The organism is Lentimonas sp. CC4, from assembly GCF_902728235.1.
Lineage (GTDB): Bacteria > Verrucomicrobiota > Verrucomicrobiia > Opitutales > Coraliomargaritaceae > Lentimonas.
This window is the reverse complement of sequence record NZ_CACVBO010000002.1, coordinates 334,627-347,084: the sequence shown is the minus strand read 5'-3', so window position 1 is coordinate 347,084 and position 12,458 is coordinate 334,627. Positions and strand designations below refer to the sequence as shown.

The following is a 12,458-nucleotide window of genomic DNA, read 5'->3' as shown; positions in this document are numbered from 1 at the left end:
ATCTCACTCTAGCGTTAAACAGAGAACAGTATTAAGCACATCAATTGGCTGATCCGGCAAGTCGATCAAAACCGTCCCGCCGTCTTGCCTAATACTGACAGGCGCCTTCGCTGGATCTGCTAGAAAGTAAGCACCCGTCACCTTGTCTGCATCAAAACCATGCAGCACCATTGGCTCGGTCGGCCACTGGAAGAAGTGCAGGTAAAGCTTCCCATCACGGCCTGTAGCGAGCCACGCGTAATCCTTTTGCTTGTGACCTTTCTTCGCTTTGCCCGCACCCGTCGCCAATGCTTCGGCATCAAGCGCTTTTTGCTCGGCAGCTGTGATATTTTTAAATTCCCCCTGTCCTTCAAAGATCGTTTCGCGAGCTCCATAGATGGCTTCGCCATTGACCTTCAACCAATCCCCAGCAGCTTCCAAGCTCTCGATGGCAGGCGCAGGAATTTCGCCTTCTGCAGTTGGGCCGACATTCAATAAGAACGCCCCACCCTTGCTCACGACTTCAACGAGTTGCATGACGACCGCTTTAGGCGATTTCCAGTTATGGTCTGACGCTCGGTAACCCCACGCACCGTTCAAGGTCATACAGGTTTCCCAGTATTCCCAAGGGCTGTGTGGCGGAATCGTGCGATCGCGGTAGGAAAGAAAGTCGACCCCAATATCCGTAAGCTCAGTGAGCTGCTCTGGCTTGAGGCCTTCGACCTGATTGCCGTGATACATTAAACGACTGTTAATAATAGTATCGGGATCGATCTCGCGCACGACCGCTTCAAACTCACGTCCCAGTTCGGCATTCATCGAGTGGGGTGTATCAAACCAAATATGAGTGGGTTCATACTGCATGATCTCGCGCAATTGAGGCATGCCTTTCTCGTCGATATATTTTCTAAAATCCCCACGCTGAGCTGGTAGATCCCACTTACGTCCCGCACCACCTGGAAATTCCCAATCCTGCGTCTGCGAATAATAAAACCCGAGTTTTATGCCGGCCTCGTCGCAGGCCTCTTTGAGTTCCTGTAAAACATCACGCTTGAACGGCGTGTAGTCGACGATGTTGTAATCACTCACGTCCGAATCAAACATCGCAAAGCCATCGTGGTGCTTACTAGTGATGGTGATGTATTTCATACCAGCGTTTTTAGCGACCGCCACCCACGCATCCGCATCGAATTTGGTCGGATTAAACTTCGCAGCCATCTCCTTGTATTCCGCAACAGGTATTTTGCTTCGTGCCATCACCCACTCGCCATTGGCCAAAGTTGAATAGACCCCCCAGTGGATGAACATGCCATACTTCGCTTCGTCGAGCCAAGCCGCGCGGCCCGTGCTGGGGTCTGCACTCGGTGCTGGAACAACTTGAGCGAACAAGGGGGCAGACAGCACGCCTGCGAATGCTGCGATTTTTAATAGATTATTTTTCATTCGTTGTTCATGAACCGGTTAAAGGCCTCGCTCACATCGACAGGATCATTCATCTCCGCCTGCAGTGTTTGGAATTGTGTAAACAGTGTATTGAGCAATTCCACGGGACGCGTGCGCCCTTCCGCGAGGTCGTTGGTTTCAAGCGGATCTTCGATCATATCGTAGAGGCGAACGATATTGATTGTCGGGTAAATGATCATCTTGTAGCGATCATTTCGATACATTCGCTGACAACCGAAATAGGCACCATAGATGACATCATAAGCACCTTTGTCAGTTTGACCAGTGGCCAGTGGCAGCAGACTATTGAACTCCACCTGAGCGGGTTTCTCAAAACCAGCAATATCCAGCGAAGTGGCCATCGCGTCTTGCAAATAGATCGGCGCATCGACTGTGCTATCCGCGGGCACGCTCGGGCCGGCCATCAAAAACGGCACGCGCATACTGCTGTCATACATGTTCTGCTTGCCAAGGAAACCGTGGTCCCCGACTGCCAACCCATGGTCAGCGGTGAAGAAAATGTAGGTATTGTCCGCTTTACCCGTCGCTTCGAGCGCATCGAGAATACGGCCAATCTGCAAATCCATGTGGGTGATCAGCGCGTAATACTCTTGGCGCGTCACTTGAATCGCATGCTCGGTGCGTGGGAACGGCGCAGTGCGTTCATCGCGTAGTCCACGCCCGGCTCCAGCAGCTTCGTTATAAGGATACTCGGGCAGGAAATTGACCGGCACGTCCATCTCATTGACATCATACATGTCTAGAAACTCCTTCGGTGCCTGACGCGGATCGTGCGGGGCATTGAAGGCCAGATACATGAAGAACGGCTTGTCGCTTGTAGCTGCCTGTTGGAGAAAGGCCTCCCCATCCTCTCCAAGCACTTCGCTCCAGTGCTTGCCGCCCCTCCAAAATCCGCCCTCGGATGTATCATACGACCAGCCATCCGGCTCGCCGGGAATGAATTTCCTCGAGTAATTTTTCTTCGCTCCACCTGGCATGCCGCCACGCTCATGCACCACATGATCAAAGAGTTGCTTAGCCCTCACGCCTGGAACATGCCATTTGCCGGACATATAGGTTTCATAGCCAGCCTCTTTCATCCATTGAGCCCAATAGCCTTTAGGCTTCCCTGTTGGGACTGAAAATTTCGGCATATCCTTGGGAGCATTGGGATCTTTCGCATTATTCCCCTTAGGAGAGATCGCTGCCGCATTCCAAACAGAGGCCCCCGTATTCAGCATCGTGCGACTGGCCACACAAACAGCCGGTGTAAAAGAACCCTGATTATAGGCGTGGGTAAACAACGCCCCCTGCGCGCGGAGGCGATCTAGGTTCGGCGTGATCACCGAGCTCTCCTCTAAGCAGCCTAGGCTGTTCCACATCTGGTCATCCGCGAAGATGAAGAGAATGTTCGGCTTCGACTCACTCACCACAGACGGTTTATCAGCAGCGAATGCATCGCCACTGGCACTGAGTCCACTCAACAGAACCAACGAAATTCTAAATAACTGCTTCATCATAATCTTAATTTTTCTTCCTTAATTTTTCTTCCTTCGCCAGCGCGCGGTCGACGATGGATTGGTGACCACGTTTCATGGGATCCATCTTCTTGAGCATGGCTGCACTCGGCCCCCCGCCGAACTGTTCCCAGTAAGCGACTTTCAACGGATTCATTTTCGGGCCGATCACATCTTCATTCACAAAATCGGGCTGCACACTCTGCCACCACTGATCATACGTGGCGCGGAACTCCGCCACCACTTCTGGGTATTGATCGATCACGTTATTCTGCTGTCCTGGATCCGCGACGAGGTCGTAGAGTTCATCATAGTTCACCAGTGCAAAACGACTGTTTTGGATAGAGCACTCTCGGTGTTTGAATTTTTCCGAGGCACCCGTCGCCCAGCTGCCTACATGTTGAATCAAGGTTCGTTCCGGCCAATCTGACTCAGGGTTCTTCAGCAGAGGCAGCATACTGCGGCCTTCGAGTTGCTGTTTGACCGCGTCCGATAGCTCGGCACCGGAAACTTCAGCGAAGGTCTGATAAAGGTCAATATGTGCGGTCAGCTTATCCGACTCCCCCCCTGCTGGCACTTGCCCAGTCGGCCAACGGATAAATGCAGGCACGCGATGCCCGCCCTGATAAGGAGACATTTTTTCGCCCTTCATGCCGGCATTGAAGATCTTAGTGGCGGGTCGATGCCCACCGTTATCGCTACCGAGGTAGATGAGCAGCGTGTTATCGGCGATGCCGAGCTCGTCCAACAGGACTAGTAGCTGGCCGAAGTTGGTATCGATGTTCTCGATCATACCATAGAATTTGGCGACGCTCTTCGCCTCTGGGATCTTAAGATAATGCTCATAATACTCCTTAGGCAGCACATGCGGACCATGAGGCGCGTTCGGAGCGATGAAGGCAAAAAACGGTTTCTTTTCCGCGACTGCGGACTGGATCCACTGCTCCGCCTGACCGAAAAAGAGATCGGTGCAGTAGCCCTCAGTCTTCACCCATTTGCCGTTGTGCCAAAGCGCCGGATTGATGTTTGAATTACCCGGGGCATCGCCGCAGGAACCTGAAAAAGTCTGCCCAATGCCGCCCGCGCCGTGAATATACACTTCGTCAAATCCACGGTTCTCTGGACGGTAGGCCTCTTCGTCGCCGAGGTGCCACTTTCCAAAAATCCCGGTCGTGTATCCAGCGGACTTAAGCATATCCGCCATCGTCACCTTATTCAGGTTCATCCGTTCGCGCTCGAGGATGGTATGTGTCACCCCACTGCGAAACTCATGCGCTCCACTCATCAGAGCGGCACGGGTCGGACCGCATTTGGGGCTGACGTGAAACTGCGTGAGCAGCAACGCCTCATCTTTGAAAGCATCGATCTGCGGCGTTTGAATGTAGGGATTGCCCAGACAGGCATAATCACCATACCCCGCATCATCCGGCATGATGAGGATGATGTTGGGCGGTTGAGCGGCCTGCACAGAGGCCGCATAGATACATAACAGCGAAGTCGCGATGGTTCGTTTGAAGTGACTCATGTTATTTTTTCTTCTGTTTCTTGGCGTTACCATCGAGATCCACGGCCTTCGTGCCCTTCAAGGCAGCCGAGGCATCTTTGACAATCACATTGGGATGATGTTGTTCGGCATCAGTCACAATCTCAAAGGACCAGGCGTGCTGACTCTGCCCCAAGTCTGCGGGCGGCGTAATGCGTAAGCCTTGCTCAGTCATCGTCCATTCAACTTTAGCACCCGAGCCTAACAAGCGAACGCTCTGAATCTGCTCCGCGCTCCAGCCTGCCGTGCCGGTGATGGTGAAGGCGGCCTTCGGTTCTTTCAGCTTGATCGCATAGAGCTTCTTACCGTTTGTTGTGAATGCGAGGTGTTCGTTTTTCTGCTCGCTTTGCTTCCAGTAACGACTGCCGTAGATGGCTGCGGCATTAATACGGAGCCAATCTCCCATGGCGTGCAAACGCTCCACTTGTGGCTCGGGAATCGTGCCGTCCGCCTTGGGGCCGATGTTCACGAGGAAGTTACCATTACGGCTGATCACTTCCACCATTTCATGGATGACGCTTTCGATCGATTTATAGGTATCGCCTTCTAAATAGCCAAACGACGTGCCAAAAGTGGTGCAACTCTGCCACTTAGGGCCGATCACCTTGAGCTTCAGATTATCTTTTTCAAGACAGCCGACACCGTCAGGCCAGTTGCGATTACCGCCCTTGTTGTTGACATATACCGCTGCGCCGCGCGCCGCGCCATCGTTCATAAAGTCAGTGATCATCAGGCGACATTGATCATAAAAATACTGCACTTCAGGCTTTGCCTTGCCCTTTAGCACTCGGTTGCCGTCGCGCGTCCAGATCGGAATGTCGTCGATCCATAAGAAGTCAGGCTGATACTTGGTCTGGATCTCCTGCCAACGCGCCACGTAGTCATCCACAAATTCCTTATTGATACCGAATGGACCGTAGAGCGAAGCCGCTTCTGGCACGCGCTTGATCTCCTCGGCAATTGCATCCTGTGGTTGTGCATCGACCACATAGAGCTTCTTCGCAAAAAATGAGGCATGACGCTCACGGTGATAGGACGGCGCATATTTGAGCCCCTGCCGCTTGAGCGACTTACCGAGATCGCCGACAAGGTCGCGCTTTGGCCCCATGTCCACCGCATTCCACGGCGTCAGATCCGAGTCCCAATTAGCCCATCCATCATGATGCTCCGCAGTCATCACGACATACTTCGCGCCGACTTCGGCAAAAAGCTCCGCCCACTCATCAGGGTTCCAGTTCTCCGCCTTAAACTCAGGAATCATATCTTTGTAGCCAAACTCTGGAGGTGTGGCTCCCCAGCGCTGCTCGACATAGGGATAGTAATGCTTTGGATCCGCATAAATCATTTTTGGCACGTGCTCGGAATAGCCACGCCCCCCCTTGCGGTAACCAATCACACTATAAGGCCCCCAGTGAATGAAGATGCCGACCTTGCCATCATCAAACCAGTCTGGGACTGGCATTGCCTGTAGCGACTCCCATGAGCCGTCATACGGTTGATTCGAGCTGTCTGCGTTTACATTCGCTTGCGGTAAGAGCGCTAACGCTAAGAGTGGAAGAGTTATTTTGAGGTGTTTCATAAAATAGTGAAAATGTGATAAATAGGGTGCTAAATCTCATCTAGCGCAGACGCTTGAGATAATTTCATCAGATTACCAGAACAAGCCCCACGCGTCAGTCCCCCGTATAGGGGACTGGCGGATCGTTTATTTGAATGGTGCCTGATCGAGGATAAACAAAAAAATATGGCTGCACTCGGAAGTGCAGCCATATCGTGAATAGAATTTAATCAAAAAAACTGATCTCTAACTTACTTGCGGCGACGCACCATCACGAAGCCTAGCCCAGTTAAACCTGCAAGCTGAGCGAAACTGCTTGGCTCGGGAATAGATGCCACCCAGAAAGTCGTATCAGCACTTTGGACACTTCCATTGAAAAACGCTTGGCCCCCGTCATAAGAGTTTGCACCAGATCGATCGATTCTGAAGCCTCCCGCGTCAGTAGTGCTGAGCGCAATCGTGTAAGTTGCGCCACTCGTTAGATTACCAAGAGCCGTTGACTCAGCCGATGTAAGTGCAAATGTGAGATAGTTATTTTCGGTGGCATCGAAAGTTCCAGTAGTAAATGAAAAGCTTTCAAGCTTATTAGCAAGGGCAACGCTCGTGCCAGTATAAATATCCATGGTCATCCCAGAAGCATCCTCATCTGAGGCACCCGTTGTATCATAAGAACGGAAGGTAATTGAACGAAGCTGCCATGCTTCGCCACCCGAGGTGGTGTGTGTAAACGATTGTCCAACAGGAGTTCTGGCACTGCTTAAAAGATATGCGCTTCCTTCGGTCGCACTGAAAGCGTCGCTCAAGAAATCCGTCGGTGCGTCAGTAGAAGTTGTAATGATAGCGGCATTGGCAATACAAGAGGCCAGCAGGCCAGCGGATAATGCGAGAAGTCGTTTATTCATATGTAGAGGGGTTCTATGTGGAGAGACTGAGGTAAACGGAGAATTTCTCCGGCAAAAGTATGCAGATTTATACCAAATGTTTCGACACCTGTCAGTCCCTCGTTTAGGGGACTCCTGCGAATTCGTTGATGCACTAGTGCCGCTCATCAAGAATTGTGATTTTTCGCTCAACCTATTTGGGAGGGACGAGTCCTGCTCTCTGATCTTTACCCATATTTTTGTGTGTTCTAGTTGCCGCGATGAACGCGGTTCTTTGAGCTCCACCCCCTTGGCACGGCGTAGCTCCCTTAGCAGCATATCCTTATACACAAGTCTGTAGGGCGTATTCGGATGATTGTCGCCCCAAGGGGGCAATCTATGTCAGCCCGGGGCAAGGCCCCGGGTATTCAATCCCCAAAACACAGCGAGCCCTGAAAGGGCGTTCTATTCAATGGGCCAAGCGCTTGCTCAATTAGATCACCCTTTCAGGGCTTTGGGTGGAGGGTTCATTCAACCCCTAGGGCCTTGCCCTAGGCTGACATCGGCCGCACCTTTGGTGCTACAATTAATATGTTCAGGCATTTTTCGTAGAGAAAGATATGTATAAGGACATGCTCCTAGAGACGTGTTTTTCCAGCGAGCTGGACGGAGCGCTAACGCGCGTAGATGGCGAACCGCCCCGAAGGGGTGATGAACCGGGTGCCCTTTGGGCAGGTGAAGAACAAACCGCTTATGTGCGCTAATTGACGCTTATCCAGAACAGTGAAACCCGATTTACTGAAGGATGTATTTTGAATTATGCCCAAAGATTGGTTTATAAATTATTAGGCCGAAGGCCTGACGCACATAAGCGATGATAAGGGCACATAAGCGGTCTTCAGCTACGCTGAAAATGCAGAGCATGAGCACTTGGACACGTCATTGCGGATGCGTTCGAAATCGATTAAGAACCAATAGATGTCGCTCTTCAACTTGTGTATAAGGATATGCTTCGCAGGGAAGGAGCTTGTTACCACTCACTTCACATGCCCCGACTAATGTATCAGCAGATGCTTGGTAGATCATCGGCTTGTCCGACCGGATTGATGCCCTTTAAGCTCAAACCTTTTTTTGAAGTGGTATTTACTCTAGGCAATGGTAAGAAATACAGAGCATCATGCGGCACCTCCAAATCATAGTCATCTATCTTTTCTTAAGTGGCCTACTGCTCGCAGTGACTGATGAGAAGGGAACTGCCCCGCCGCTGGGCGAACTATCTCTCAAACAACTAGAGACGCGTCTGGCAGAAATTGATACTGAACTAGAAGAATTGGCTCGCGTCACACTACGGGCGGGCACGGGCGCAGTTGGATATCGCTCCAAAACACATGGTGACCCAAGCCACACAGAGTCGATTCGAATCCAATTGAATCAAACGACCATGATCGATCAGGTCGTGCTGGTGCCGACACTCTATCGTAACCCAGATGGAGGCATACGCGCAGAGAGCTTCCCGCTTGAATTCCAAATACACGCAGGCACAGCTCATGAGAGCCAGATCGTTGCCAGCCGATCGCGGGAAGATCAACTACTACCGCGAATCGCGCCACTGGCAGTCTCATTTCCTCCAGTCAACGCGTCCTGGATCGAAATTGAAGCCACAACCCTGACCACTCAGATCTTTACGGATCATTACTTGCTGCAACTCTCCGAGGTCATGGTTTTCAGCGGGATGGAAAATGTCGCCCTGACTCTGAATACCAGGTCAAGCAAGTCCGGATCAGGTCATGACCGACAACGCTACCTGACCGACGGTTTTACACCTTATCTCATGAATGCAGCGCAGGGAGCGAAAAGTCAGACGCAACTCCTGCGCGTCCAAAACACCACAGTTGCCCCCAGCCTCACGCTCGACCTAAAAAGCAAGCAGACCATCAATCAAATCAACCTACACACGCATGATGTCTCTCTATCAATTCCAATGAGGCAGTTCAGCAATTCAGGCGTCCCTCGCCACATACGCATCACCGGAGCCAACCACGCCGACTTTCGAGACGAAAAGCACATCTTAGATCACGAGCAACTATCAATCTACGATACTGGCCCGATCAACATGCTAAAGTTCCCTGAGCTCACATGCCGCTTCATTCGTATCACAATCCTAGATCATCGCGAAGTCGTCTCATTGAGCGGAAACACTTCTGGAATTGGCTTTTCAGAGATAGAGGTGCTCTCCAATGGCCGTAATGTCGCGCTCAATGCCCCGATCACACTCAGTTCGAACCTAAAGATGGCCCCCGAACTCCTTCCACGGCTCACGGATGGGCTCAACTACTACGGTATGATTCTCCCAACCCGAGACTGGATGAACCAGCTCTCGCGCCGTCATGACCTAGAAGCCGAACGCCCGCTAGTCGCCGCCGAGTTGAACCTACGTCACCACCATCAACAGACTCATTTACAACGCCTCACCTGGTTCGCGGCTCTGCTGATCGTGGGTATTATCATCACCCTACTCCTCTTACGCGTGTTTCACCTGCGTGAGCTGAGTATCATTAAAGAGCGTATCGCCGCCGACTTGCACGACGAGTTAGGTGCCAACTTCCACAGCATTGGTTTACTCAGCCAACTGGTTGAGAAAAAAGCCGCTCCGCTCTCAGAGGACACCTCAAAGTTACTACAGCGCATCCGTGACGTCACCCAATCCTCGGGAGTCTCGGTGCGCCATATTTCCCGCCTACAGGATGCTAAAAACAGTATTAGTATGGAAACCGAGATGCGGCGAGCCGCGGAGCGAATCGTCGTCGACTTACAACACGAGATGAACTTCGAAGGGCAAGCGTGGCTCGAGAAGCTTCGACCACAGGAACGGGTCGATCTCTTCCTCTTCTATAAAGAATGCTTGATTAACATTTGCCGCCACGCCGGAGCCACCAAACTATACACCGACCTCAAGGCGGATGCGAAGAAAGTGACGCTCTCCGTCATCGACAACGGGGCTGGAGTCGGGGTGACCGATGACACTCAGATCCCTGCAGCTCTCGCCCGCCGTGCCAAACTACTCGGAGCCGACTTCGAACTGGACTCACCGAAAAGCGGTGGAACCCGCATCCTGCTATGCTACCAACCACGCAGTAAATGGTGGCGTAAACTTCCAGCGCTGAAGAATAGAAACTAACATGCAAACAATCAAAGTAATGCTGGTGGAAGACCACCCCACCTTTCGTGAAGCCATTGAGCTCTCTTTAGCTGAAGAGCCTGATATAGAACTGGTCGGTCAATTCGGCGCAGCAGAAGTTGCCCTGCGCAATCTGCAGGATGCCAAAAATGGCATTCACCCCGACGTCATTTTACTCGACCTCAACTTACCTGGGATGAGCGGCATCAAAGCGCTTCCATGGATCAAACAATACTCCCCAGACACACGTATCATTGTGCTGACTCAATCTGACAAGAAGGCCGATGTGCTAAGCGCCATTCATTCAGGAGCCAACGGTTATCTGCTGAAGTCTGCTCCGATTGAAGAAATCACACAAGGCATACACACCGTCATGAGAGGAGGTGCGTCGCTGGACGCCGAAGTCGCAAATTTGATCCTGAATCAAATACAATCCTCGCCGCTTCAATCGGAGAGCCTTGCCCTCCTCACTCCTCGTGAGGCGGATATACTTCATCGACTGGGTGATGGCCTCTTGAAGAAGGAGATCGCCGATGAACTTGAGATTTCAGCCCATACGGTGGCCGAACATGTCAAACGGATTTACATTAAGCTCGAGGTCAAGAATGCCCCCGCAGCGGTCGCAAAAGCGTATAAGACGGGGCTGTTTGATCAGGGTGCTTAAGTTCCGTGGCTTCTTTCGTAGCGGAGCCGTGAAGCGGTTTCGTGCTGTATGTATGTTCTTTGGTTCGGTGGTCGAAATGAGTTCCTCATTCCGCTACAAATAAAGTCACATATCAGATCAAACTCTATCGATTTAGTATTACTTGCCAACGACCTCATTAAACGAAAACACAGGCCAGCCGTTTTTGTCGCGTAGGTTTTGCTCCGCGATGTTGTTCCAAGCCATGCGAATGTAGCGAGGCGTTTTAACTTCAGGACTGGAGATTAGCACTTGATCTCCGTCGATCTGTGCTTGGGCGGCGACAAACACTTGATCTTCCCCGGCAAGTTCAAACCAGTTCGGTGCTTCACCGTCCGATGTTTCCAAGCCTTGATCGACATGCTCAAAGGAAACCTGCACTTGATTGCCTGCTAGAGAGGCTTTCAAAAAGCGCGGACCAGTCCAGACGACGTCTTTACCATAGTCATTTTTCAGTGCCATTGCTGCCAAGCGATCGCCGACCGTCTTCTTGCGGGGAGGATGCACATTCTTCACATTTCCAAATACCGTGTCGGGAATGTTGATGACATCGCAGCCTTTGATCTCTTTGGCTGCTTGATATTGAGCTGAGACCACTGAGTCATAGATCGCTTGCGGGCCGATGCCTTTCGCTTTTTTGTGCGCATAATTATAGGGCGCCACCTGAACTAAATAAAATGGCATATCCGGCACATTAAACACTTTCGACCAGCCGCCTGTTAGCGCCTTCAATTTCTCAAAGTAGTCCTGACTCTTCACATTGCCTTCGCCCTGATACCAGATCGTTCCTTTCACAGCGAAGGGAACCAGTGGAGCCACCATACCATTGTAGATAGCGTTGGTCACAGATGATTTGGGCACTTCCATATTTGCAGCGACCTTACGGTCGTTTTGGACGGCGGTCTGCGCCGCCTCTCGCCAGTTGGAAATATCCTGCGCGAGTTGATCGCGAACGACGATGGCTTCAGCTTCCTGACTGGCCTTAACTTGACGGTAGGCAATGCCTTCCATGTCATAACCTTCATCGGCGATCCATGGTTCGATCGCCGTGCCGCCCCAGGAGGTATCGATCACTGCAACTGGAACTTGAAGCACTTGCTGTAGCTTCAGTCCAAAAAAGTATCCAACTGCAGAGTGGCTGTCATAGGTTCGGATCTTTCCCGCTTCCATCTGTTTAATGAAATAGGAACCATCGCTCCAGTAACCGGCAGTATCTTTTAATGGCAGTGAGCTCTTGATCTTAGGCGCCACGCAGAACATACGCAGTAACTGGTTGTCGATCTGCTCCGAAATCAGTGCCTGCTCCTCCTTAACAATCGCGCCAATACTGAACTCCATATTGGACTGCCCCGAGGCGATCCACACTTCTCCCACAAGAATATCGTCGAGCGTGATCGTGTGATTGCCCGTGATGGTCATGACCTGTGGTGTGGCCGAAACATCGAGCGGATCAAGGTGCACCATCCATTTGCCATCGGCTCCTGCCGTGGTGTCCTTTGTCTGTCCGGCAAAGGACACGCTGACCGTCTCGCCAACATCAGCCCAGCCCCAGATCGGAGCATTCACTCCGTGCTGCAGCACCATTTGGCTATTGATAATGGCAGGGAGTTTGACGTCTGCGGCCGCAGATGAAGCCACCAGCAGAGACACGATGAATATGGAGAAGGATTTAAATTTTAAGGGCATCATGTAGAGTTC

8 protein-coding genes are annotated in these 12,458 nt (G+C 51.6%); 2 read left to right on the top strand and 6 right to left on the bottom strand.

The genetic code is table 11. The features are described 5' to 3' along the window. Positions 1-3: 3 nt before the first annotated feature. The 5 genes from GZZ87_RS18065 to GZZ87_RS18045 form a co-directional block, all read right to left on the bottom strand. A complete protein-coding gene (locus GZZ87_RS18065) occupies positions 4-1,422 on the bottom strand; it encodes an alpha-L-fucosidase (protein WP_162025949.1) in 1,419 nt (472 codons plus the stop codon). Next, positions 1,419-2,942, bottom strand: coding sequence for a sulfatase-like hydrolase/transferase (locus GZZ87_RS18060; RefSeq protein WP_244648069.1), 1,524 nt, complete (start codon positions 2,940-2,942; stop codon positions 1,419-1,421). The genes GZZ87_RS18065 and GZZ87_RS18060 overlap by 4 nt, the downstream gene beginning before the upstream one ends. Positions 2,943-2,946: 4 nt before the next feature. Further along, positions 2,947-4,464, bottom strand: a complete 1,518-nt coding sequence (locus tag GZZ87_RS18055) for an arylsulfatase (RefSeq protein WP_162025950.1) — start codon at positions 4,462-4,464, stop codon at positions 2,947-2,949. A 1-nt stretch (position 4,465) separates the two neighbouring features. Then, positions 4,466-6,061, bottom strand: a complete 1,596-nt coding sequence (locus tag GZZ87_RS18050; RefSeq protein ID WP_162025951.1) for an alpha-L-fucosidase — start codon at positions 6,059-6,061, stop codon at positions 4,466-4,468. 230 nt (positions 6,062-6,291) lie between these two features. Continuing rightward, positions 6,292-6,942, bottom strand: a complete 651-nt coding sequence (locus GZZ87_RS18045; protein WP_162025952.1) for a hypothetical protein — start codon at positions 6,940-6,942, stop codon at positions 6,292-6,294. Positions 6,943-8,077: 1,135 nt separating this feature from the next. Between GZZ87_RS18045 and GZZ87_RS18040 the strand changes: the two genes are divergently transcribed. Both GZZ87_RS18040 and GZZ87_RS18035 read left to right on the top strand, forming a co-directional pair. Next, entirely contained in the window at positions 8,078-10,078 is a 2,001-nt protein-coding gene (locus GZZ87_RS18040; protein WP_162025953.1) for a histidine kinase, read from the top strand. Between the two features lies 1 nt (position 10,079). Continuing rightward, entirely contained in the window at positions 10,080-10,742 is a 663-nt protein-coding gene (locus GZZ87_RS18035; RefSeq protein WP_162025954.1) for a response regulator transcription factor, read from the top strand. Between the two features lie 138 nt (positions 10,743-10,880). Here the strand turns inward: GZZ87_RS18035 and GZZ87_RS18030 are convergent, their stop codons facing one another. Next, complete coding sequence (locus GZZ87_RS18030) at positions 10,881-12,449, bottom strand: sialate O-acetylesterase (protein ID WP_162025955.1); 1,569 nt, start codon at positions 12,447-12,449, stop codon at positions 10,881-10,883. Positions 12,450-12,458 lie beyond the last annotated feature (9 nt).